Raw genomic sequence first — 22,720 nt, 5'->3', positions numbered from 1 at the left:
GCCCTCCAGAGCCAGGAGTTTTTACGGCAGCCGGGGGCCCTCTCCAGCCGTTGAGAGGCTCCATGCCCGCGTCTTCCCGAGGGATCGGCCCCAACGTGGCGTTGGCAATGTGCTTGCAGAAGGGTGAGGTGCGGTTCGAAGGGCAGGGGTCGGTCGGGGGGGTGTAGGGGAGTGGCGGGCAGGGGGATGGGGAAGGTTGGGCGGGTTGGGAGCGGGTGAGGGCGTGGGAGCCTTGAGAGGGTCGCGGGCGCTGGTGCTGGGGGACAGCCAGGCGTTACGTGCAGCAGAGGTTCCCAACGGGGACGTTCTCCTCGCGGCAGCCCATGGGAGACCGATCAACCTCGGGGGAGGGCCCCTGCCCTTCGACCGTGTCGTACCGTAAGAGTCGACTTTCGCACTCGCCCCGTGCTAAGGGGCCGCCGCCTTCTGGGCTCTTCTGGCTCTAGAAGGGCGAGGCTGTGCTGAAGCGTCGGCGTGCGGTGTAACCGCCCGCAGGCGGCCAACCCCTCGAATTTCTCTCTTGAGGAGTTGCACCCCACATGACACCCACCGTTTCACGGAATGACGCTCCCCTGCAGGGCGTCACCGGCGTGGCTGCCCGAGTCCTTGGACTCCTGGCCGTCCTCGCCGGTAGCACCGCCCGCGCCAGCGAGGCGGACCTCGTCCTCCCTGACTTTACCTCTCAGTCCTTCCTCGGCGGCGCGCTCAATGGCCAGCAGCTGTTGCTGGGCGGCATCCTGGTGAGCGTGCTCGGCCTGGTCTTCGGCTTCATCCAGTACGGCCAGCTGAAGAACCTGCCCGTGCACCGGTCGATGCTGGAGATCTCCGAGCTCATCTACGAGACGTGCAAGACGTACCTCATCACCCAGGGCAAGTTCATCCTCGGCCTGTGGGCGCTGCTGCTGGTGGTGATGGTCGGCTACTTCGGCTTCCTGCAGCACATGCTGAGCGAGGCGCCGGCCAAGCTGCTGGCCATCATCCTCTTCAGCCTCATCGGCATCGCGGGCAGCTACGGCGTGGCCTGGTTCGGCATCCGGGTGAACACGTTCGCCAACAGCCGCACGGCGTTCGCGTCCCTGCGCGGCAAGCCCTACCCCACCTACGCCATCCCGCTGCAGGCCGGTATGTCCATCGGCATGGTGCTCATCAGCACCGAGCTGTTGCTGATGCTCATCATCCTGATCTTCGTCCCGCCCACCTACGCGGGCCCGTGCTTCATCGGCTTCGCCATCGGCGAGTCGCTGGGCGCCTCGGTGCTGCGCATCGCGGGCGGTATCTTCACGAAGATCGCGGACATCGGCTCGGACCTGATGAAGATCGTCTTCAAGATCAAGGAAGACGACGCGCGCAACCCCGGCGTGATCGCCGACTGCACGGGCGACAACGCGGGCGACAGCGTGGGCCCCTCGGCGGACGGCTTCGAGACCTACGGCGTGACGGGCGTGGCGCTCATCACCTTCATCCTGCTGGCGGTGCCCCCTTCGTTCCAGGTGCAGCTGCTGGTGTGGATCTTCGTGATGCGCATCGTGATGGTGGTGGCCAGCCTGCTGTCCTACGGCGTGAACGGCATCATCCAGGGCGGCAAGTACAAGACCGCCGACAAGATGAACTTCGAGCACCCGCTGACGTTCCTGGTGTGGCTCACGTCGATCGTGTCCGTGGCGCTCACCTTCGTGGTCAGCTACCTGCTCATCCCGAACCTGGCGGATGACACCACGCTGTGGTGGAAGCTGTCGCTGATCATCACCTGCGGCACGCTGGCCGGCGCGATCATCCCGGAGGTCGTCAAGGCCTTCACCTCCACCGAGAGCCGCCACGTGCGCGAGGTGGTGAAGGCCAGCCAGGAGGGTGGCCCCAGCCTCAACGTCATCTCCGGCCTGGTGGCCGGTAACTTCTCCGCCTACTGGATGGGCATCATCATCGCGGGGCTGATGGGCGCCGCCTTCTGGGTGAGCACGACCGTGCCGGTGGAGCTGATGCTGGCCCCGGCGGTGTTCGCGTTCGGCCTGGTGGCGTTCGGCTTCCTGGGCATGGGCCCGGTCACCATCGCGGTGGACAGCTACGGTCCTGTGACGGACAACGCGCAGAGCGTGTACGAGCTGTCGCTGATCGAGAACGTGCCCAACGTGAAGGAGGAAGTGGCCAAGGACTTCGGCTTCACGCCCAACTTCGAGAAGGGCAAGGAGTACCTGGAGGAGAACGACGGCGCGGGCAACACGTTCAAGGCGACGGCCAAGCCGGTGCTCATCGGCACCGCGGTGGTGGGCGCCACGACGATGATCTTCTCCATCATCGTGCTGCTGGTGGGCACGGAGACGACCAACGGCATCATGTCGCTGAAGGCCGCGGGCCTGGGCAACCTGTCCCTGCTGCACGCGCCCTTCCTGCTGGGCCTGGTGACGGGCGGCGCGGTCATCTACTGGTTCTCGGGCGCCTCGATGCAGGCGGTGTCCACGGGCGCCTACCGCGCGGTGGAGTTCATCAAGGCCAACATCAAGCTGGAGGGCGTGGAGAAGGCGAGCGTGACGGACTCCAAGCGCGTGGTGGAGATCTGCACCCAGTACGCGCAGAAGGGCATGCTCAACATCTTCCTGGGCGTGTTCTTCAGCACCCTGGCGTTCGCCTGCGCCGAGCCGTACTTCTTCATTGGCTACCTGATCTCCATCGCCATCTTCGGTCTGTACCAGGCCGTGTTCATGGCGAACGCGGGTGGCGCGTGGGACAACGCGAAGAAGCTGGTGGAGACGGAGCTGCGCGCCAAGGGCACGGACCTGCACGCGGCCACGGTGGTCGGCGACACGGTGGGCGATCCGTTCAAGGACACCTCGTCCGTGGCGCTCAACCCGGTCATCAAGTTCACCACCCTGTTCGGCCTGCTCGCGGTGGAGCTGGCGGTGGAGCTGAACAAGTCCGGCAACACCATGCTCACCCACGTGCTGTCCGTGGTGTTCTTCGTCCTGTCGCTCGTCTTCGTGTACCGGTCGTTCTACGGCATGCGCATCGAGACGCCGATGAAGGGCGAGGGCGCCCACAAGTAGTCCCGAGAGCGGGGGCCTGAGGCTCCCGCTTCCCTGAGCTTCACGAGCGGCAGGGTGCCTCCGGGTGCCCTGCCGCTTCGCTTTTCAGGGCCTCACGCCTCGGTCGCTCATGCGCTGAGAGGCCCCGGATCCGTGATGCGCTCGTGGCCCAAGTGCATGCCGCTGCGGCAGCGATAGTCCGTGACGAGCGAGCCGACGATGACGGCCGTTCCCGCCAGCACGTGCACCGCCGTGGCCCCAGGAGCCCTGCGCGCGTAGCCCCCCACGAAGGGCGCGGCCAGGGTGGCGAGCCCCCAGCCGTAGTCCACCAGCTCGTGCAGCTCGATGGGCACCAGGCGAGAGAGCGTCACCTGGCTGTCCGTGAGCAGGGTGGTGCCCACGAGCTTCAGTCCCAACAGCCGGCTGACGCGCTGAGCTGTGCGGTCCCCGGAGAGCTGTCCCGCGAGCGCCACCGCCACCCCCGCCGCGATATCGAGCAGCGAGTGTGCGCCCTGGGGCAGCCAGCGGCGCAGCGGCAGCCGTCCTCCCGCGAGCGGCTGGGAGACAATGCCTGCCGCGGCGCTGCGATCCCAAACGTGGCGCAGGGCCTGGGAGACCGCGCGTGAAAGGCTTTCCCGCGAGGGGTGCGTGTCTTGGAGAGGGTTCAGCTCGGCCATCCGAGACTCCTGAGAGGTTTTAGCCCTTCAAGCTATGCACTCGGCGCCCGCGCGCGTACCCACGCGTGCCTGCCTGCTTCTGGTGTTGGAATATTCACGGAGAGCTGTTCAGCCTCTCCTCTTTTTCGACGCTTCCACTGCCGCCCTCTCGACTTTCTGGGAGAGTCGGGCTACGTGAGCGCTCACCCAGCGTGCTGGGTATGAATGAAGGGCGGTGAAAGCCGCCTTGCAACGAAAGAAGAAGGTTCATGGCAACTGGTACTGTGAAGTGGTTCAACGACGCGAAGGGCTTCGGTTTCATCACCCAGGATGGCGGAGGTGAGGACGTGTTCGTCCACCACACCGCGATCAACATGGATGGCTTCCGCACGCTGGCCGAGGGCCAGAAGGTGCAGTTCGAGGTCACCAAGGGCCCCAAGGGCCTGCAGGCGCAGAACGTCCGCGCCGCCTGAGACGCACTCCCAGGTGATGTTCCGGAGCCCGGCCCCCTTCTCGGTGGTCGGGCTTCCGTTTTTTTGAGAGAGCGCAGACTCCTTCCATGCGACTGCCCCGCTTGCCTCGTGTCATCGGCTTCGACGACGCGCCCTTCCAGCGCCGCCCGGGTGCCGTGGTGCCCGTGGTGGGGGTGGTGTGCAGCGGCACGCGCTTCGAGGGGCTCGTCTGGGGACGGGTGCGCAAGGACGGGTGGACGGCGACACAGGAGGTGTGCCGGCTGCTGGAGGGCGGCAAGTTCCTCCCGCAGCTCCACCTGGTGTTGCTGGATGGAATTGCCTTCGGTGGCTTCAACGTGGTGGACCTGCCAGCGCTGGCGGCGCGCCTGAAGCGTCCGTGCGTGTCGGTGATGCGGCGCATGCCGGATCTGGCGGCCGTGGAGCAAGCCCTGCGGCGACTGCCCCGCGCAGAGCAACGTCTGGCATTGTTGAGGCGGGCGGGCCCCATCCATCAGGTAGGCGGCTTCACCTTCCAGGTGCAGGGAGCGGAGCCCTCCGAGGTGGCCGAGGCGCTCGCGCGAGTCACGGATCGGGGGCACGTGCCGGAGCCGCTCCGGCTGGCGCACCTGATCGGCTCAGCCGTCGTGACGGGCGAGAGCAGCCACCGGGCCTGAGCCCGTGAAGCCGTCCTTTAGCCCAGCCACGCCCGGGCGTTGCGGAACAGGCGCATCCACGGGCCGTCCTCGCCCCAGCTGTCCGGATGCCACGAGTGCTGCACCGTCCGGTGCACCCGCTCCGGATGCGGCATCATCAGCGTGAAACGCCCGTCCACCGTCGTCAGTCCGCACAGGCCAAACGGTGAGCCGTTCGGGTTCGCCGGGTACTTCTCCGTCACCTGACCGTGGTTGTCCACGAAGCGCGCCGTCACCAGGCCGAGCCCGTTCACCCGTGCCGCCTCCTCCCGGTTGGGGAACTCCGCGAACCCCTCACCGTGCGACACGGCGATCAGCATCCGGCTCCCTGCCATCCCCTTGAAGAACAGCGAGGGGCTCTCCGCTACCTCCACCAGGGACAGCCGCGCTTCGAATTGCTCTGACGCGTTCCTCACGAAGCGCGGGAAGTGATCCGCTCCCGGGATGATCTCCTTCAGCTGCGCCATCATCTGGCAACCGTTGCAGATGCCCAGCCCGAAGCTGTCCGGCCGCGCGAAGAACGCCGAGAACTCGTCCCGCGCCCTGGGGTTGAAGAGGATGGACTTCGCCCACCCTCCACCGGCTCCCAGCACGTCGCCGAAGGAGAACCCTCCGCACGCCAGCACGCCCTTGAAGTCCTTCAGCGACACGCGCCCGGCCAGCACGTCGCTCATGTGCACGTCCACCGCCGCAAAGCCCGCACGCGTGAACGCCGCCGCCATCTCCATCTGGCTGTTCACACCCTGCTCACGCAGCACTGCCACCCGAGGCTTCGCCCCCTTGGCAATGTACGGCGCCGCGACGTCCTCCTTCGGATCGAACGTGAGCTTCGGCGACAGGCCCGGATCGTCCGGGTCGCACTTCGCCGCGTACTCCTCCTCCGCGCAGCGCGGGTTGTCCCGCAGCTTCTGCATCTCGTAGCTGACGCGCGACCAGTAATGCCGCAGCGCCATCGTCGGCACCTCGAGCAGCGTCTTCCCGCCCTGCCGCAGCCGCACCTCCAGCTCCGCCCGAGGCCGCCCCAGCTCGTGCACCAGCGCCCCGTGCCGCACCAGCACCTCGCGCACGCTCCCCACGTCCGCCGCGCGCACCTGCAGCACCGCTCCCAGTTCCTCGTTGAAGAGAGCCGCAGGAGCCTCCCCTCCGAGCGCCGCCACGTCCACGTCCAGCCCGCAGTGGCCCGCGAACGCCATCTCCGCCAGCGTCGCCAGCAGACCTCCATCCGAGCGGTCGTGGTACGCCAGCACCCGCCCCGCCGCGTTCAGCTCCTGCAGCGCCGCGAAGAACCCTCGCAGCAGCGCCGGATCCTCCACGTCCGGGCACTCCGCCCCCACCTGCTCGTAGACCTGCGCCAGCACCGAGCCACCCAGCCGCTGCCGCCCCTTCGCCAAGTCGATGAAGAGCAGCCGCGTGTCTCCAGCCGGCTCGCGCAGCTGCGGCGTCAACGACTGCCGCACGTCCACCACCGGCGCGAACGCCGAGACGATGAGCGACACCGGCGCCACCACCGCCTTGCGTCCACCCTTCTCCTCCCACGCCGTGCGCATGGACATCGAGTCCTTGCCTACCGGAATGGTCAGCCCCAGCGACGGACACAGCTCCATCCCCACCGCGTGCACCGCAGCGTAGAGGTTCGCGTCCTCGCCCGGGCTCCCCGCCGCCGCCATCCAGTTCGCCGACAGCTTCACGTCCGACAGCTTCTCGATGCGCGCCGCCGCGATGTTCGTCACCGCCTCGCCCACCGCCATCCGCGCCGAGGCCGCCGCGCTGATGAGCGCCAGCGGCGTCCGCTCTCCCATTGCCATGGCCTCGCCCGTGTGGCTGGTGATGGTCGTCGCCGTCACCGCGCAGTCCGCCACCGGCACCTGCCACGGGCCCACCATCTGATCCCGCGCCGTCTGCCCCGACACCGTCCGATCCCCAATCGTGACGAGGAACGACTTGTCCGCCACCGTCGGGTGCTCCAGCACCCGCGCTACCATGTCCCCCAGCTCCGCTCCGTCCAGCCTCACCGGCACGTGCGTCAGCGGCCGAGACTTCACGTCCCGGTGCATCTTCGGCGGCTTGCCGAACAGCACGTCCATCGGCAGGTTGATCGGCGTATTGCCGAAGTGCCAGTCCCCCAGCTTCAGCGCCTGCTCCGCCGTGGCCTCTCCCAGCACCGCGTACGGCGCGCGCTCCCGCTCACACAGCGCCGCGAAGCGCTCCAGGTCCTCCGGCGCCACCGCCAGCACGTAGCGCTCCTGCGCCTCGTTGCACCAAATCTCCACCGGGGACATCCCCGGCTCCGCGTTCGGAATTGCCCGCAGCTCGAAGTGCCCGCCCAGCGCGTTGTCGTGCACCAGCTCGGGCACCGCGTTCGACAGACCGCCTGCCCCCACGTCGTGGATGGACCGGATGGGGTTCAGCTCCCCCAGCGCCCAGCAGCGGTCGATCACCTCCTGGCACCGCCGCTCCATCTCCGCGTTGTCCCGCTGCACCGAGGCGAAGTCCAGGTCCGCCGCGCTCGAGCCCTGCGCCATGGACGAGGCCGCCCCTCCGCCCAGGCCAATCAGCATCGCCGGCCCGCCGAGCACGACGATCTTGTCCCCCGCCCGCAGCTTCCCCTTCTGCACGTGCTGCGGCCGGATGTTGCCCAGGCCGCCCGCAATCATGATGGGCTTGTGGTACCCGCGCACCTCCATACCCTCCGGCGTGGACACCTGCGCCTCGAAGCTGCGGAAGTAGCCGCACAAGTTCGGCCGACCGAACTCGTTGTTGTACGCCGCCCCGCCAATCGGCCCCTCCAGCATGATGTCCAGCGCGGAGACAATCCGCACCGGCTTGCCGTAGGCCTTCTCCCAGGGCCGCTCGTAGCCCGGAATGCGCAGGTGCGACACCGAGAAGCCCGTGAGCCCCGCCTTCGGCTTCGCGCCCCGCCCCGTGGCGCCCTCGTCGCGGATCTCCCCGCCCGCTCCCGTCGCCGCCCCCGGATACGGAGAGATGGCCGTCGGGTGGTTGTGCGTCTCCACCTTCATCAGCACGTGCGTGGGCTCACGCCGTGAACGCCACTCGCCCGTCTCCGGATCCGGGAAGAAGCGCTCCGCCTCCACACCCTGGATCACCGCCGCGTTGTCCTTGTACGCCGACAGCACGCCTTCGCTGTGCGCCGCGTACGTGTTCTTGATGGCCTGGAACAGCGAGCGCTCCTGCGGCTTGCCATCGATGGTCCAGCTCGCGTTGAAGATCTTGTGCCGGCAGTGCTCGCTGTTCGCCTGCGCGAACATCATCAGCTCGACGTCCGTGGGGTTCCGCTTCAGCTCGCCGAAGCGCGCCACCAGGTAGTCCACCTCGTCGTCCGCCAGCGCCAGCCCCAGCTCCTGGTTGGCCGCCACCAGCGCGGGCCGGCCTCCTCCCAGCACGTCCACCGTGGAGAGCGGCCGCTGCGGGTGATCAGCGAAGAGCTGCGCGGCATCCTCCATCCGCCAGATCACCGTCTGCGTCATCCGGTCGTACAGCACGTGCTTCAGGCGCTCCATCTGCTCGCGCGTCAGCGGGCCTTCCTCGCTGTCATGGACGAAGAAACACAGCCCTCGCTCGATGCGCTTCACCCGCTCCAGGCCACAGCTCCGCGCGATGTCCGTCGCCTTCGAGGACCAGGGCGTCATCGTCCCGGGCCGCGGAATGACGATGAGCCGGCTGCCTGTCCACACGCCCTGCGGAATGCGCGGGCCATACTCGAGCAGGCGGTACAGCACGGACTTCTCGTCCTCGGACATCTCGGACGAGGTGTCGATGAAGTGCATGTACTCCGCGTAGACGGAGGCCGCCTCGGGCACGTGCTCGCGGCACAGGGCGAGCAGCTTGTCCCTGCGGAACTGGGAGAGGGCGGGGTAACCCCGCACGGACATCATCCTGGACATGGGATAGGCCTGACTCCAGAGAACAGTCAGAAGGTCCTTATCACCGCGCCCTCTCAACGGCCCCTGAAGAGTTCACGCCACGTCGCCTGCTGCACGAGGGGCCAGGCTCAGCCCTTCTCCCGCCACTCCACCTCGAAGGTGACGTCCTCGGCGGTGAAGCCGCGCACCCGCACCTGGGCTTCCTGGACGCCACACCCTCGCATGCCCGCCAGGATGGCGCCCTGCATCAAATAGCGGGTGGGCCCGGCCTCGTTCACCCACAGCCGCAGGTGAGTCGGGCCCAAGTCCTCGGTGCGAACCTCCGTGTAGTTGTTTCCCGAGCGGAAGCTCTGCTGCACCCGGCTCAGCACCCGCCGGGGGCCCAGCAGCTGGAGCACGCTGAACAGCGCCCGCCCCATCATCGTCCCCCGGTAGCCGTCCACCATCCGCTCCCCCAGCTCGCGGTAGGCCTCTTCCTGGGGCGTCTCCGCATACAGCGTTTGCGCAGCTACACGCACACAGGAGCACCACGTCTCGAAGGGGTAGGCAGGCAGAAGCTTGCGGTCGAGGTCCACTCCCACCTCCCTCAAGTGCAGCTTGAGTGTTGGGGTCACCCGGCCGTCCAGTCCTCGGACGAACAGACCTTCGAGGGTCTGATCGAAGACCAGCTTCTCCTGCATGCGAGTAGTTTACCCTCGTCCGCTCGCTTCCTGGAGGGTCTCATGGGTCTTCAAAGAGAGCTGGCCGCCATGGCCTTGCGCGCCACGCCGCTGCCGGGCCAGAAGAACTTCCTGGCCGACTCAGGAGTGCTCACGCCTGTTCCCCACCTGACAGGTTCCATTGGCGCGGTGGGCCATGAGCCCTTCATGGCCGAGGACTTGCGGCGGCTGTTTGACTTGATAGTGGTCTTCTCCATCGGAGACTTCACCGACGGCCGGGGCTGCTCCAGCTACTTTGACCCCGCAAGCCCCTGGTACAACGTCTTCTACGGCGCCTACGGGGTGCGCGCGTACAAGCCGGACGGGAGCCCGTGGGGGTTCCGCCGGGATGGGCGCCCCAACCTGGACGAGATGCTCGAGGTGCCGTGGCTGGACTACAACTTCCTCACCGCGGGCAACCTGGGCTGCCCGCCCTCGCGGATGTGCTTCCGCGTGGAGGAGGCCACCAGCGGCAAGGAGGGCCCCTGGCACACCGCCGAGGTGGCCTGCATCATCCCCAGCGGCCTGCACCGGCTGAAGGACGCGGTGACGCCGGACCTCACCTACTACGCCGTCTTCGGAGTGCCCGAGGAGAGCTTCCTCTCCGAGCAGCGCGAGAGCTACGAGCCCGTGCGGATGCGCGGGAAGATGTACTTCCGGCCGATGGCCGATCGCACCACGCTCGTCTGGGGCGGGCTGTGCCCGGACACGCCGGAGGGCCAGCGCCTGTTCAACTCCATCCTCGACAAGATGACGCCGCTCTACCCGGGCTGAGGCAGAGCGGCGTCTCACAGCGCCCGAGGCGGACCGGCCGGCTCAGGCGGCCTTGTCGTCCGACTGGGGCGAGACGTGCGTCACCTGCGCGGCCTGTGTCACCCCTCCCCCGGACCCGCTGCGTGGCTTGCGGCGGAAGCCCACGCGCTCCAGGCCCGCGAACACCACCGGCACCACCAGCAGCGTGAGGAAGGTGGAGGTGATGACGCCACCGATGACCGCGATGGCCATGGCCGAGCGGAACTCCGAGCCCAGGCCCGTGCCCACCGCCGTGGGCACCATGGCGATGACCATGGCCGCGCTCGTCATGAGGATGGGCCGCAGGCGCCGCGGGCCCGCCTTCAGCAGCGCCTCGTCCACGCTGTCCCCGGCGCGCAGGTTCTGCAGTGCCGCGTCCACCAGGAGGATGGCGTTCTTCGTCACCAGGCCCATCAGCAGGATGATGCCAATGGTCGCGCCCATGGACATGTGGTTGCCCGTCACCACCAGCGCCAGCAGCGCGCCCACCAGCGCCAGCGGCAGCGCCACCATGATGGTGAAGGGGTGCTTGAGGGACTCGAACTGGCTGGCCAGCACCATGAAGATGAAGATGAACGAGAGCCCCAGGGCCGAGCCGAAGGCCGCAGTCTGCTCGTCCAGGCTCTTGATCTGGCCGTCGTAGATGAGGGTGTAGCCCGCCGACAGAGGCTTGGCCGCCATGGCCGCCCGGAGCTTCGTGGCGATGTCTCCCAGCGCCGCGCCCGGGGCCACCTGAGAGATGACGGCGATCGTCCGCTGGCGGTTCTCATGCTCGATGACGCTCGGCCCGTCCTTCAGGCTCACCTCTGCCACGTCCGTCACCGGCCGCGGGCCGCGCGGGGTGTACACCTCGATTTGCCGCACCTTCTCGGGCGTGGCCCGGTCCTGCTCCTCCAACCGCACGCGGATGTCCGTCTCGTCCGTGCCCTCGCGCAGCTTGGCCGCCACTTCTCCGCCAATGGCCAGCCGGAGCTGCGTGGCCAGGTTCGCGGCGCTCAGGTCCGCGTCCGAGGAGCGCGCCCGGTCAATCTGGATCTGCAGCTCGGGCTTGGAGGGGTTGGCCTCCACGCGGATGTCCGAGGTGCCCGGAATCTCCCGCAGGGTCTGCGCCACGCGCTGGGCCTCCGCGTTCACCACGGCCAGATCCGGGCCGGTGACGCGCAGCATGATGGGGTACCAGTCTCCGAGCCCCTCGATCATGGGCGGATCCGACATGTTCACCTGCGTGGCGATGAGCCCGGACGTCAGCAGCCCGCGCACCTCCTCCTTGATGTCCTGGAGGCTCCGCTTGCGCGCCGCCTTGGGCTGGGTGAGCACGCGGATGCGCGCCTTGTACACGTCGCCGTTGAGACCGACGATGCTGTAGAGGTCGTTCACGTCGGAGACGCGCTGGATGAGCGCCTCGGCCTGGGCGGTGCGCGCCTCCGTCTCCGCCAGGCTGGCCGAGTCCGGCAGCTGCAGGTCCACGAGGAACTGCGAGCGGTCCTCCGCCGGCAGGTTCTCCATGCCCAGGCGGCTGGCAGCGGCGAACGAGCCCACCACCACCAGCAGGGTGATGCCTATCGTCTTCCACTTGTTGGACAGCACCCAGCCCAGGATGCGCGCGTAGAGGCGCTCGGAGCCATCCAGCACGTTGCGGATGGCGGACGCCACCGCGCCGTGACGGTGCACCTCGCCGGGCTTGCGCGCCTTGGCGAACCGGGCCGACAGCGCCGGGTCCAGCGTGAAGGAGATGAACAGGGAGACGAGCACCGCTACGGAGATGGTGAGGCCGAACTGCTTGAAGAACTGGCCCACCAGGCCCGGCATGAAGCCCACGGGGACGAACACCGCGATGAGCGAGAAGGTGGTCGCCAGCACCGCCAGGCCCACGTCCTTGGTGCCGTTCGAGGCGGCGGACATCGGCTCCTCGCCCTTCTCCAGCCGGTGGGTGATGGCCTCGCGCACCACCACCGCGTCGTCGATGAGCAGGCCGATGGCCAGCGACAGCGCCAGCAGCGTCATCTGGTTGAGCGTGTAGCCCAGCAGGTACATCACGAAGAAGGTGCCCACCACGGAGGTGGGCAGCGCCAGCGACGAGATGAGGGTGCCGCGCAGGTCCAGCAGGAAGCACAGGATGATGAGCACCGCCATGGCGCCACCGAAGACGAGGGCGATCCACACCTCCTTGGCGTTCTCGCGGATGAGCCCCGACTGGTCGATGAGCAGCGTGGCCTTGAAGCCATGGCCGATGAAGGGAGAGATTTCCTCCAGCTTCTTCTTCACCTGGTCGCTCACCTTCACCGTGTTGGCGCCCGGCTGCTTCACCAGCTCGACGATGATGGCGTCACGGCTGTTGAGGCGCGCCGTGGTGCGGCGCTCGGCCACCCCGTCGGTCACCGTGGCCACCTCGTCCAGGCGCACCTGCGCGCCGTTGCGGCTCTTGGCCACGGGCAGGGCGCGCAGCTCCTCCACGTTGCGGAACTGCCCGAGCGCGCGCACCGTCAGCTCGGTGGCTGCCAGCTGCAGCCGGCCCGCCGGCAAGTTCAGGTTCTCCATGCCAATGCGCTGGGCAATCTCGATGGGCGTCACGCCCAGGGCCTTGGCCTTCTCCAGGTCGATGTCCACCTGGATCTCCCGCACGTCACCGCCGGTGATGCGCACCTCGGCGGCACCCTCCAACTGAGCCAGCGCCGGCTTGATGCGATCTTCGACGAGCTTGCGCAGCTCCTGGGAGGGCAGCTCGGCGGACACGGTGTACGTGAGGATCGGGATGGCCCCGATGTCCACGGCGCTGACCACGGGCGCCTCCGCGTCCAGGGGTAGCTCGTTGGCCACGTTGGCCACTTTGTCGCGCACCTCCTGCACCGAGGCGTCCAGCTCCACGTTCAGCGAGAACTGCACCGCCACCGTGCCCAAGTTCTCGCGGCTCCAGGAGTGGATGGTCTCCACGCCGCTGATGCCGGCCACCGCGTCCTCGATGGGCTTGATGACCTGAGTCTCGATTTCGCCTGGCCCCGCGCCTGGGTAGACGGTGTTGACCACCACGAAGGGGAACGCCATCTCCGGGTAGAGATCCGTCCCCAGGCGGTTGAACCCCATCAACCCTAGGACAGTGAGGCACAGGCACATCATGCCCGTGAAGACGGGCCGGCGGATGGAGACATCACTCAGGAGCATGGGAGGCTCGCGAAGGCTGCGAGGGAACGGAAGAGCAGCGGCCTACTTCACGGAGACACGGGCCCCGTCCTGGAGGCCCGCGGTGGGGTAGTCGATCACCTTGGACAGCGGCGAGGCGGCCTTCACCACCACCTCGCGGGCCCGGCGCTCGATGATCTGCACGTCCACGCGGCGCACCTCGCCCGCGGAGGACACCACGTAGACATGATCCCCCCCGTTGGCCGCGGAGACCGCGGAGACAGGGAGCACGTGCACGTCCTGCAGCTCGCCCACGGTGAGCACGGCCTTGGCCAGCGTGTGGGCCACGAAGCGGCCGTCCGCGTTGGGCACGGTGATCTCCACGGGGATGCGGCGGGTGGCCGGATCCGCGGAGGGGAGGATGAGGCTCACCGCGGCGGCATCCGTGGAGGTGCCCGCGCCCACGGCCTCCACGCGGACCTTGCTGCCCGGCTTGAGCACGCCGCGCACCGGCTGGGCCACCGTCGTCTTGAGCACCAGCGTCTCCAGCGACTCCAGGGTGAACAGCGGCACGCCCGGGGCCACCGTGGCGCCCACCTGCTCGGGCGCGTCGATGAGGGTACCGGCGAAGGGAGCCTTGAGCTCGTGGCGGCGGCGGGCCGCGCGGGCCTGCGACAGCTGCGCCTTGGCGGCCAGCACCTGCGCCTTGGCCTGCTGCGCGGTGGTGGTGGAGGTGCGGTTCTGCAGCTCGCTCACGCCGCCCGCCTCCTGAAGCTTCGAGGTGCGGGTGGCCACGTCCTCGGCGATGGCGGCACCGGCCTCGGCGGCGGCCACGGCGGCCTCGGCCTGCGCCACCTGGGCGTCGGCGATCTCCCCATTGAGCGTGGCCAGCACCTGGCCCTTCTTCACCGCCTGCCCCTTCTTCACCAGCACCGTCTCCAGCCGGCCGCCCACCTCGAAGCCCACCTGCAGCGCCTGGGAGGGATAGAGGGTGCCCGTCACCTCCTCGCTCGGAGTGGCCTGCGCGGTGCGGGACTCGGTGAGCTTCACCACCGGGACAGCCGCCGCGGCGCCCGTGGCGGGTGCCTGCTCCGCGGCCTCCGCCTTGCCACATGCGGACAGCGAGAGGGCCGAGCCCAGGGCCACGGCAGCGGCAAGAACGCGGGCAACGGACGGAGTCCTGAAGGGCGTCATGGTTTCCTCAAAGCGTGCGAGTGCGGCCCCTTCGTACCCTGGTAGGTAGGGCATCGCCAAGGTGGGGGGTCCCGGATCTCACCGCCCTTCGCCACGGGCCAGGGCACTCGGCCACGCGGGCCCCTGGACGCACGCCCGCCCGCAACGGAGGAACCCGTTTCCAGTCAGACACACCTTTCCGCTGAAGCTGCTACTCCGGCTTGCGAGGGTTCTCGATGGCGGTGCACAGGGGGCAGCTCGCGGCGGGGTGAGGCGCATCCCGGCGGTGCACGTCGAGCAGGGCACGAGACACCTCGGCCAGCTCGCGGCGCACCTCGCGGCGGGCGCCCTTCACCCGGGCGATGCTCATGTCGTCATAGCGGGTGGTCTGGTGGCGCAGCCAGGCGATGACGGCGGCCTCGGCGCGGCGCTCGATGGGGATGCGCTCGGTGCGCGCCACGGTGCCACTGCCCACGGGGGTGGCGTGGACCGACACCAGGACGGCCAGCCGCTTGGCGTGCGCGGTGAAAGTGGGCGCGAAGGCGAGGAAGCGCAGCACGGAGTTGGCGAAGTCCACCTCGTACTCGGCCTGCTCGCGCTCGCGGCGGGCGGCATCCGAGGCGCGGCGCTTGGCGTAGGCGGGGGTGGCACGCTCGGCCTCGAGCGCGGCGCGGGCGGCGGAGATGTGGGCCTCGGGGGCCCAGATGCCCTGGGAGAACGTCTTGCGGCCCTTCTTCTCCACCACCGTCCAGCTCGGGCCGGCGGCCTTCACCCGCCGCGTGAGCCCGGCGTCTCCGGGAGGCAGCAAGGCCCAGCCGGAGGGCGGGGAGAGGAGGGTTCCGTCAGGGGCGCGCACGCGGCGCGGGTCCGAGGTAGGGGCAACCGTGAGAGAATCAGGCATGGGACAGGGGCGCGGTCCATACCACGGGCCCGGCCAAGCCTGCTAAATGGCCCGCACGCGTGCGGCCTCGCGTCCCCTCCGCTCCCTGGAGGAAGGGCCGTTGACGCGGGAGGACCTCTCTTTCGTGGGAAGCGCCGGCATGACTCTTCTGAGGCTCACCTTCCTTGGCACCTCCGCCGCGCAGCCCACGCTGCACCGGAACCTCTCCGGGCTGGCGGTGAAGGCGGATGCGGACCTGCTGCTCTTCGATTGTGGCGAGGGCAGCCAGCGGCAGATGGTGCGCTACGGCACTGGCTTCACCGTGGACGCCGTCTTCTTCACGCACTTCCACGCGGACCACTACCTGGGAATCATCGGCTTCCTGCGGACGCTGGGGATGATGGGGCGCGCCCAGCCCGTGCGCCTGTACGGCCCGCCCACCGCCAAGCGCGTGCTGCACCAGGCGGTGCACCTGGGCGTGGAGCAGCTGGCCTTCCCGGTGGAGATTCACGAGCTGAAGGACGGGGACAGCGTGCGCCGCGAGGGCTACACGGTGCACGCGGTGGGCGTGGACCACCGCATCAACGCGCTGGGGTACGTGCTGGCGGAGGATGACCGGCCCGGGCGCTTCCATCTGGAGAAGGCGAAGGCGCTCGGGGTGCCGCCGGGCCCGGACTTCGGCCGGCTGCAGAAGGGCGAGAGCGTGACGCTGCCGGACGGCACCACGGTGCGGCCCGAGGACGTGCTGGGAGCACCGCGCAGCGGGAGGCGGCTGGTCATCTCCGGCGACACGCGGCCGTGCGCCTCGCTGACGCGAGCGGCGAAGGACGCGGACCTGCTCATCCACGAGTCCACCTTCAGCGATGACGAGCAGGAGCGGGCGCTGGAGACGCGGCACTCCACGGCGCGCGAGGCGGCGCGGGTGGCGCACGAGGCAGGTGTGCGGCGCCTCATCCTCACGCACCTGTCCAGCCGGCACGACACCGACCCCTCGAAGCTGCTCGTGCAGGCGCGCGAGGAGTTCAAGGGGCCGGTGGAGGTGGCCCACGACGGGCTCACCGTGGAAGTCCCTCTGCGGGACTGAGCGGGGCTACTGCACCTTCTGAGCGGCCTCGGCCTCCCAGGCCTTGGCGGTCTCCGGATCCACCTTCTGGAGCAGCTTCCACTCCAGCGCATAGTCGCGGGTGAGCGAGCTGGAGTCCGCCGCAGCGGCCGAGGCAGCGCCCGTGTTGGTGTCGTGGGCGCCCTGGGACTCGACGCGGTTCTGCCTGAGGAACTCCACCGTGGACTGGCCCGGGCCCTTCTCGATGCCGCGCACGAGGTAGCGCGCGTAGGCGGTGCCCAGCGAGGAGGGAGCGCCCTGCATCGTCCAGTCCGTCTGCATCTCGAAGCCGCCCTTGGCCTCCATGACAGAATAGCCCTCCTCGGTGAGGAGCTCCTTGGCCTTGGGCCACACCTCGGCGAGGGGCTGGCGGTAGACGTGGGTACCAGCCTTCTCCTGGAGATAGGTCTCCCGGCGATTGGCGGCACAGCCAGTGGAGAGGGCGAGAGCGGCCACCAGCAACAGCGCGGTGGAACCCAGCGGGGACTTCGACAGCGTCATGGTTCGGCTCCAGCGGTGAGAGGAGCCTCGTTCAAAGCACGGGCCCCCGTCCGAGCCAAGAGGCACGATGTATGGATTGTCAATGGGCCTGCGCCCGGGGCGCCTCGACTCCGAGGAACTCCGTCAGCAGCGAGGCCACCTGCTCCGGGGCCTCCAATGGGACGAAGTGCCCCACGTTCGGCAGATAGCGCACCTGCGGCGGGTGCTCGAACCAGGGCTCCAAATCGTAGGTGAGCTCGCGGCCGAGGGCCACGTCCTCCTCGCCCCAGATGAGCAGGAAGGGCGCGCGGATGCGCGGGTAACCCTCCCGCATGCGGCGCAGGCCCCAGGGCGTCAGCAGACTGCGAATGGCCGTGCGGTAGTAAGCGAGCGCCGCGCGGGCGGCCTCGGGACTGGCGAAGTTGTCCGCGTAGGGCTGCAGGCGCTCGGGCGGAACGCGTGAACTGTCCACCAGGGCCCGGCGGATGGAGCGCGGCACGGCGGCGCCATGGTTCTGGGAGAGCTTCTTCTCGGGCAGCCAGGGCAGTTGGAAGAAGAACATGTACCAGGAGCGCGCGAGCTGGGCTGGGTTCCAGATGCGCCGGGCCATCACCACCGGGTGGGGACAGTTGATGACGACGAGCCGGTCCACCACCTCCGGGTGCCGGGCGGCGAGGTGGTAGGCGATGGCACCGCCCCAGTCATGCCCCACCACATGCACGGGCCGGCCGGGCTGCAGGTGCCGGGCGAGCTGGTAGATGTCCGCAGCGAGCGTGTCCAAGTCATATCCATGCTTGGGCCGATCCGTGCCGCCATAGCCGCGCAGGTCCGGGGCCACGGCGTGGAAGCCCGCGGCCCCGAGCACCGGGAGCACCTCGCGCCAACTCTCGGACAGCTCTGGGAAGCCGTGCAGGAGCAGGACGAGCGGCCCATGGGCAGGGCCCGCCTCGAGCGCCTTCATGCGCAGGGACGGCAGGGACAGGGACAGGGTCGCGAGTGGAACCATGGTCCCAAGAAGTTAACCGGCCTGGGACGGCTCGGAACGGCCGGAGAGCCCGGACGTCATGCGCTTTACAGGGAAGGTGCGAATGCCTGACGCCGGGGGGCCCCCGTGCCCATGATGGGGCCCCGCTATGTTTCCTATCAGTGACGACAACCCAACCCTGCGCACCCCGGTGATGACGTACCTGCTGCTGGGGATCATCGTCTTCGTGTGGCTCTTCTTCCAGGGAGCGGGGCTGCACAGCGAAGCGCTGGCCGTGAGCGTGTGCAACTGGGGCATGGTGCCCGGCGAGCTGACGGGCCGGGCACCACTGGGGCTCGCGGTGCCGATGAGCCGCACCGCCGCCTGTGTCATCGACAACGAGCCCATCAACCTCTTCACCCCGATCACCTCCATGTTCCTCCACGGAGGCTGGGGCCACCTCCTCGGCAACTGCCTGTTCTTCTGGGTCTTCGGCAACAACATCGAGGACAGCATGGGGCGGTTTCGCTTCCTCGTCTTCTACCTCTTGTGTGGGCTCATCGCGGCGGGCGCGCACGTGATGATTGAACCGGCGTCGCCGGTGCCCACGGTGGGGGCCTCGGGGGCCATCTCGGGCATTCTGGGGGCGTACCTGGTGCTCTACCCGCGCGTGCGGGTGAACCTGCTCATCTTCATCATCATCTTCATCCGCATCATCCCCGTGCCCGCCTGGGTGGTGCTCATCTACTGGTTCGTCCTCCAGCTCATCACCGGCCTGCCGCAGCTCTCGTCCATCCGTTCGGATGCCTCGGGCGGTGTCGCGGTGTGGGCGCACATCGGTGGCTTCGTGGCGGGGGCAGCGCTCATCAAGCTGTTCGAGAATCGCGCCTTCACCGCGCAGCGCACCACGTGGCGGCACCGGCTCCACCCGGACCACCCGTGACAGGGGCACCAACGCCGTAGCCAGCCACGCGCGGGTGCGCCAGAGTGCCGCGCCCTCGCCCCGGCGTCCGGGGCGGCCCCCTGGCAGGTGTCCCGATGCAACGTGTTCGATATGCCTCCGCGGCAGTGCTCCTCCTGGTGTGCGTGGCCGGCTGTCCCCGGCGCGGCCCGGAGGTGCAGCCTCCTCCCTCTTCCACCACCACCGTGTACGTCGCCCATCGGATCCGGACGCTCGATCCGGCGCGCCCGCTGGCCGAGGCCCTCGCCGTGCGAGATGGCAAGGTGCTGGCGGTGGGCTCCCGCGAAGAGGTGCACGCCGCGGCGGGCCATGACGCGCGCGTGGTGGATCTCGGGGCGGCGACGGTGGTGCCGGGTCTCACCGACGCCCATGGACACCTGGAGGGGCTGGGCCGTGCGCTCTCCGCCGTGGCGTTGGTGGGGGCAGACTCGCGGCAGCAGGTCATCGATCGCCTGAAGGCCGCAACCCGCGCCGCGTACCAGGGAGACTGGCTCATCGGACAAGGGTGGGACCAGAACGACTGGCCGGAGAAGACGTTCCCTACGCGAACGGAGCTGGATGCGGGCTGGCCCACCACGCCCATTGCCTTGTCACGCATCGACGGCCATGCCCTCTGGGTCAACGGAGAGGCCCTGCGGCGCGCGCACATCACCCGGGACACGAAGGATCCGCAGGGCGGGCGCATCGTCCGAGGCCCGGATGGCGAGCCCACCGGCATCCTCGTGGACAACGCGATGAACCTCATCGATGCCGTCATGCCTCCACCCACGGACGAGCAGTTCGAGGCCCAGCTCACGGCGGCGCTGTCCGTGTGCGCGCGCCATGGAATGACGGGCGTGCATGACGCGGGCATGGACCTGCGGACCTTCAACCTGCTCAAGCGCTGGGACGCCGAGAACCGCCTCCCGCTGCGCGTCTACGCGATGGCAGCGGGGATGGGGCCCGACTGGGAGAAGTTCCTGGAGATGGGGCCGTTCCAGGGCAACCGGCTGACGATGCGGGCGGTGAAGCTGATGGTGGACGGGGCATTGGGCAGCCGGGGCGCGGCGCTCCACAAGCCGTACAGCGATGAGCCCAGCCAGAGCGGCCTGCTTCTGCTCAGCCCCGAGGAGTATGAAGCTCGGGTGCGGGCGTTCATCGGCCGGGGCTTCCAGGTGGCCACGCACGCGATCGGGGACCGGGCCAACACCCTCGTCGTCGACACGCTGCTGCGCGTGGCGGGCCCCGAGGGCGTTCGCAAGGGGCGCCACCGCGTGGAGCACGCGCAGGTGATGCGGCTGGAGGACATCACGAAGCTGGGGGCAAACGGGTTCATTGCGAGCGTGCAGCCCACGCACGCCACCAGCGACATGCCGTGGGCGGAGACGCGCGTGGGGCCCGAGCGCATTCGCGGGGCCTATGCGTGGCAGCGGCTCAAGGCGGCGGGGGCGACTCTGGCGCTGGGCAGCGACTTCCCGGTGGAGCGTCCGGACATGCTCGCGGGGCTGTATGCGGCGCGCACGCGGCAGGACGCGGCGGGCCAACCTCCGGGCGGCTGGCTCCCGGACCAGCGCCTCAGCGGCGAAGAGGCGCTCGAGGGCTTCACGGTGGGCAACGCCTATGCGTCCTTCGCGGAGGACCTGCGTGGGCGGCTGAAGCCGGGGATGGATGCGGACTTCGTGGCGCTCTCGGTGGATCCGGTGGACGCGCAGCCATCGGACCTGCTCACGGCCCAGGTGCGGATGACCGTGGTGGGTGGAGACGCGGTCTATAACGCTGCGCCCTGAGTTCCATGCGCTTCGTCCTCGCCGCAGCCACCACCTGGACCCTGACGGTCTCTCCGCCGCCGTTCGGGAGTGCCCGCCACCCCGTCACTCGTGAAGTGGTTCGTGCCGCTCCCGTGCGGCACGAGCCGCCCGCCGGGGACTTCCTCCAGGTGGCCTATCTCTTCTACCGAACCGTCGTGACGCCCATCGATGGTCCGCGTTGCTCGCACTGGCCCACCTGCTCAGCCTACGCGCGAGAGGCGGTCAGCCGGCATGGCGTGGTGGGGCTCTGGCTGGCCTATGATCGGCTGCTGCGAGGCACCCAGTCCTCTGCGGCGCGGCAACTCCCCGTGACGCTGCGAGCGGGGCGAATCGTCTTCGTGGATCCGCTCGAGGAGAGCACGTTTTGGTTTCCCTGAGTGGCTCTACTTGCAAGTAGTCCCATCATTCGCAGGATGGAATCCACACCCAACTTGCACGAATTAGGAACCCTCAAGTTTGAGCGCAACGAAGCCCAAAGTGATTTTCTATGCAACAAGACCCGCTAGGAGCCTGTCGGAGAACCTCGACGACCCACTACATCATGAGTGGTGCGATCTACACGCACCGCTACAGATCGTATGTAGGAGCCGAATTTTGGCGGTACTCCGACACGCACCTAGTGGACTTGCCCTTCGAATCCTCAGTTTCGATACACTCTCTAACAATACTTCTTCGGAGAGGCTGTTGAATGTTGGTGGACCTCTGGCAAATCGCAACGACTGTCCTGGCAGCATGCGCCGCTGGTACATTTCTTCACCTCTTCATTAGCCTCTTTCGCCGCGTACAATTGCATCCCGGTGGTTCCGGCTTCGAGAAAGCAGTTCATTTCAAAGAGCCTTCCCGAGAGCGCCTTCAGCAGCACTACGATCGGTTCATGGGCACTCTAGTGTTTTGGAAAAGCAAAGCGGCTTTGTTCGAGAGACTTCATGTTTATTCGGTCACCTGGAGCGTGAGCGCCTCGATCCTAGTTGCAGCCTTGGTACAAGAATACGATCCAGCAAATCTTTGGGCGAAAGCATTCATGACAATCTTAACTTTAACCAGCGGACTCTTACTCGGAATCAGCAAAGCTTTCCGGGCCGAAGAAAATTACAGAGCATACCGAACAGCCGAATCCGAGTTCTTTGATCTTCGACGGAGGATAATGGACCGTCCTGAGGCGTTCGGCCCAGACGAGGTCACGCAACTCAGCAAGTATTTCGAAGAAGCAGAGCGCATTCGCAAAACATCCAGACTAGCGGAACTAAATAATCCACCAAACACGCCCATATAGTTTGTTGGATTCCACAAGACAGTGACTCCTGCGGAGTTCGAAATCTTCTTGCAGTAATTCTGTAGTCGGCCAGAGATGCGCACGATCTTCACTGATGGCTGCTAACTTTTCTTCAACCCCACCGCGCTTCTTCGTCATGAAGAAGCTCACTGAGGGCCAGCACGACACGGAGTTCAGCCCGAGCAAGGCGAATGTCGGCCCTGCGCTGCGCTGTCCTCAATGCGGAGAGACCGTGGGGATGCTGACTTGGGAGCCTCCGTTCCAAGGTGAGTTGGAGCTCTACGGCAAGGACTTCGGAGACCTCATGCAGGAGCCCAGCGGTGGACTGCTGGTAACCGAGCGCTTTGCTGAAGACTTCAAGGCCGAGGGCCTGACGGGGCTCAGTGGCTTCCAGCCGGTGGAGATTCTGCGGGTCCGCCGGAAACGCCGTGGCCCCAAGCCCGGACCACCGCCTCGGTATCTCTATGTGCTGCCCACCTACGGCCAGCCCGCGCTGGACATGAGCCGTAGCCACATCCTGATCCACAAGCCCATGCGGTGCACCTGGTGCCGCGCCATCGGTCCTGGGGCCATCGACGGACTCGCCTTGGAGCCAGGAACCTGGAACGGGGAGGACGTGTTCCGTCCCCGAGGCATGTGGGGAGTTCTCATGGTCTCCGAGCGCTTCATGCGCTTCACTGAGAAGCACGCCCTCAGCCACTTCACCTGGATCCCCATCGACAAATACGTCTGGGATCCGATGCAGCTCCTCTATCCTCAGCCGGTACCCCCCACGAGCAATTGTTAGAGGAGCAT

18 protein-coding genes are annotated in these 22,720 nt (G+C 67.9%); 10 read left to right on the top strand and 8 right to left on the bottom strand.

What is annotated here, in order from left to right:
* Positions 1-539: 539 nt before the first annotated feature.
* Complete coding sequence (locus DB31_RS04085) at positions 540-3,038, top strand: sodium-translocating pyrophosphatase (protein ID WP_044182578.1); 2,499 nt, start codon at positions 540-542, stop codon at positions 3,036-3,038.
* 107 nt (positions 3,039-3,145) lie between these two features.
* Here DB31_RS04085 and DB31_RS04080 read toward each other — a convergent pair whose 3' ends face one another.
* Complete coding sequence (locus DB31_RS04080; protein WP_044182575.1) at positions 3,146-3,694, bottom strand: hypothetical protein; 549 nt, start codon at positions 3,692-3,694, stop codon at positions 3,146-3,148.
* Between the two features lie 248 nt (positions 3,695-3,942).
* Between DB31_RS04080 and DB31_RS04075 the strand changes: the two genes are divergently transcribed.
* Positions 3,943-4,146 (top strand): cold-shock protein, encoded by a 204-nt coding sequence (locus DB31_RS04075; protein WP_044182574.1) that lies wholly within the window; start codon positions 3,943-3,945, stop codon positions 4,144-4,146.
* Between the two features lie 86 nt (positions 4,147-4,232).
* Complete coding sequence (locus tag DB31_RS04070; RefSeq protein ID WP_044182572.1) at positions 4,233-4,799, top strand: endonuclease dU; 567 nt, start codon at positions 4,233-4,235, stop codon at positions 4,797-4,799.
* A gap of 17 nt (positions 4,800-4,816) precedes the next feature.
* On the opposite strand, the gene purL is transcribed toward DB31_RS04070, so the two are convergent.
* Positions 4,817-8,719: a phosphoribosylformylglycinamidine synthase gene (gene purL / locus DB31_RS04065; RefSeq protein WP_044182570.1), complete on the bottom strand. Its 3,903-nt coding sequence runs from the start codon at positions 8,717-8,719 to the stop codon at positions 4,817-4,819.
* Between the two features lie 107 nt (positions 8,720-8,826).
* Positions 8,827-9,378 carry a DUF2378 family protein gene (locus tag DB31_RS04060; protein ID WP_044182566.1) on the bottom strand — a complete coding sequence of 184 codons (552 nt, stop codon included), beginning with the start codon at positions 9,376-9,378 and terminating at the stop codon, positions 8,827-8,829.
* A 42-nt stretch (positions 9,379-9,420) separates the two neighbouring features.
* On the opposite strand from DB31_RS04060, the gene DB31_RS04055 reads away from it, so the two are divergent.
* Entirely contained in the window at positions 9,421-10,170 is a 750-nt protein-coding gene (locus DB31_RS04055) for a hypothetical protein (protein WP_044182563.1), read from the top strand.
* 42 nt (positions 10,171-10,212) lie between these two features.
* Here DB31_RS04055 and DB31_RS04050 read toward each other — a convergent pair whose 3' ends face one another.
* The 3 genes from DB31_RS04050 to DB31_RS04040 all read right to left on the bottom strand — a co-directional run bounded on the left by DB31_RS04050 (position 10,213) and on the right by DB31_RS04040 (position 15,379).
* Complete coding sequence (locus tag DB31_RS04050; RefSeq protein WP_044182561.1) at positions 10,213-13,347, bottom strand: efflux RND transporter permease subunit; 3,135 nt, start codon at positions 13,345-13,347, stop codon at positions 10,213-10,215.
* A 42-nt stretch (positions 13,348-13,389) separates the two neighbouring features.
* Complete coding sequence (locus tag DB31_RS04045) at positions 13,390-14,499, bottom strand: efflux RND transporter periplasmic adaptor subunit (RefSeq protein WP_044182558.1); 1,110 nt, start codon at positions 14,497-14,499, stop codon at positions 13,390-13,392.
* Between the two features lie 190 nt (positions 14,500-14,689).
* Positions 14,690-15,379 carry a DUF2293 domain-containing protein gene (locus tag DB31_RS04040; protein ID WP_044182555.1) on the bottom strand — a complete coding sequence of 230 codons (690 nt, stop codon included), beginning with the start codon at positions 15,377-15,379 and terminating at the stop codon, positions 14,690-14,692.
* A gap of 139 nt (positions 15,380-15,518) precedes the next feature.
* Between DB31_RS04040 and rnz the strand changes: the two genes are divergently transcribed.
* Positions 15,519-16,442, top strand: coding sequence for a ribonuclease Z (gene rnz / locus DB31_RS04035; RefSeq protein WP_044183818.1), 924 nt, complete (start codon positions 15,519-15,521; stop codon positions 16,440-16,442).
* A gap of 6 nt (positions 16,443-16,448) precedes the next feature.
* On the opposite strand, the gene DB31_RS04030 is transcribed toward rnz, so the two are convergent.
* Positions 16,449-16,961, bottom strand: a complete 513-nt coding sequence (locus DB31_RS04030) for a hypothetical protein (RefSeq protein WP_044182551.1) — start codon at positions 16,959-16,961, stop codon at positions 16,449-16,451.
* Positions 16,962-17,040: 79 nt separating this feature from the next.
* Complete coding sequence (locus tag DB31_RS04025; RefSeq protein WP_044182548.1) at positions 17,041-17,946, bottom strand: alpha/beta fold hydrolase; 906 nt, start codon at positions 17,944-17,946, stop codon at positions 17,041-17,043.
* Between the two features lie 127 nt (positions 17,947-18,073).
* Between DB31_RS04025 and DB31_RS04020 the strand changes: the two genes are divergently transcribed.
* From DB31_RS04020 to DB31_RS50265, 5 genes are all read left to right on the top strand, one after another.
* A complete protein-coding gene (locus tag DB31_RS04020) occupies positions 18,074-18,847 on the top strand; it encodes a rhomboid family intramembrane serine protease (protein WP_044182545.1) in 774 nt (257 codons plus the stop codon).
* Between the two features lie 95 nt (positions 18,848-18,942).
* Positions 18,943-20,631, top strand: a complete 1,689-nt coding sequence (locus tag DB31_RS04015; protein ID WP_044182542.1) for an amidohydrolase — start codon at positions 18,943-18,945, stop codon at positions 20,629-20,631.
* Between the two features lie 5 nt (positions 20,632-20,636).
* Entirely contained in the window at positions 20,637-21,029 is a 393-nt protein-coding gene (gene yidD / locus DB31_RS04010; protein WP_044182540.1) for a membrane protein insertion efficiency factor YidD, read from the top strand.
* A 311-nt stretch (positions 21,030-21,340) separates the two neighbouring features.
* Positions 21,341-21,925 (top strand): hypothetical protein, encoded by a 585-nt coding sequence (locus DB31_RS48565; RefSeq protein ID WP_157231821.1) that lies wholly within the window; start codon positions 21,341-21,343, stop codon positions 21,923-21,925.
* Between the two features lie 136 nt (positions 21,926-22,061).
* On the top strand, positions 22,062-22,712 hold the full coding sequence (locus tag DB31_RS50265; protein WP_240486518.1) for a hypothetical protein: 651 nt from the start codon (positions 22,062-22,064) through the stop codon (positions 22,710-22,712).
* The last annotated feature ends 8 nt before the right edge of the window (positions 22,713-22,720 follow it).

This window comes from Hyalangium minutum (assembly GCF_000737315.1).
Lineage (GTDB): Bacteria > Myxococcota > Myxococcia > Myxococcales > Myxococcaceae > Hyalangium > Hyalangium minutum.
This window is presented reverse-complemented; position numbering and strand designations above follow the sequence as displayed.

Coding starts and splice junctions, on each gene's coding strand:
- DB31_RS04040 (WP_044182555.1), bottom strand. CDS start 15,379: ATGCCTGATTCTCTCACGGTTGCCCCTACCTCGGACCCGCGCCGCGTG.
- DB31_RS04085 (WP_044182578.1), top strand. CDS start 540: ATGACACCCACCGTTTCACGGAATGACGCTCCCCTGCAGGGCGTCACC.
- DB31_RS04015 (WP_044182542.1), top strand. CDS start 18,943: ATGCAACGTGTTCGATATGCCTCCGCGGCAGTGCTCCTCCTGGTGTGC.
- purL (WP_044182570.1), bottom strand. CDS start 8,719: ATGTCCAGGATGATGTCCGTGCGGGGTTACCCCGCCCTCTCCCAGTTC.
- DB31_RS04080 (WP_044182575.1), bottom strand. CDS start 3,694: ATGGCCGAGCTGAACCCTCTCCAAGACACGCACCCCTCGCGGGAAAGC.
- DB31_RS04075 (WP_044182574.1), top strand. CDS start 3,943: ATGGCAACTGGTACTGTGAAGTGGTTCAACGACGCGAAGGGCTTCGGT.
- DB31_RS04025 (WP_044182548.1), bottom strand. CDS start 17,946: ATGGTTCCACTCGCGACCCTGTCCCTGTCCCTGCCGTCCCTGCGCATG.
- DB31_RS04045 (WP_044182558.1), bottom strand. CDS start 14,499: ATGACGCCCTTCAGGACTCCGTCCGTTGCCCGCGTTCTTGCCGCTGCC.
- DB31_RS48565 (WP_157231821.1), top strand. CDS start 21,341: ATGTTGGTGGACCTCTGGCAAATCGCAACGACTGTCCTGGCAGCATGC.
- rnz (WP_044183818.1), top strand. CDS start 15,519: ATGACTCTTCTGAGGCTCACCTTCCTTGGCACCTCCGCCGCGCAGCCC.
- DB31_RS04020 (WP_044182545.1), top strand. CDS start 18,074: ATGTTTCCTATCAGTGACGACAACCCAACCCTGCGCACCCCGGTGATG.
- DB31_RS04060 (WP_044182566.1), bottom strand. CDS start 9,378: ATGCAGGAGAAGCTGGTCTTCGATCAGACCCTCGAAGGTCTGTTCGTC.
- DB31_RS50265 (WP_240486518.1), top strand. CDS start 22,062: ATGAAGAAGCTCACTGAGGGCCAGCACGACACGGAGTTCAGCCCGAGC.
- DB31_RS04070 (WP_044182572.1), top strand. CDS start 4,233: ATGCGACTGCCCCGCTTGCCTCGTGTCATCGGCTTCGACGACGCGCCC.
- DB31_RS04055 (WP_044182563.1), top strand. CDS start 9,421: ATGGGTCTTCAAAGAGAGCTGGCCGCCATGGCCTTGCGCGCCACGCCG.
- yidD (WP_044182540.1), top strand. CDS start 20,637: ATGCGCTTCGTCCTCGCCGCAGCCACCACCTGGACCCTGACGGTCTCT.
- DB31_RS04030 (WP_044182551.1), bottom strand. CDS start 16,961: ATGACGCTGTCGAAGTCCCCGCTGGGTTCCACCGCGCTGTTGCTGGTG.
- DB31_RS04050 (WP_044182561.1), bottom strand. CDS start 13,347: ATGCTCCTGAGTGATGTCTCCATCCGCCGGCCCGTCTTCACGGGCATG.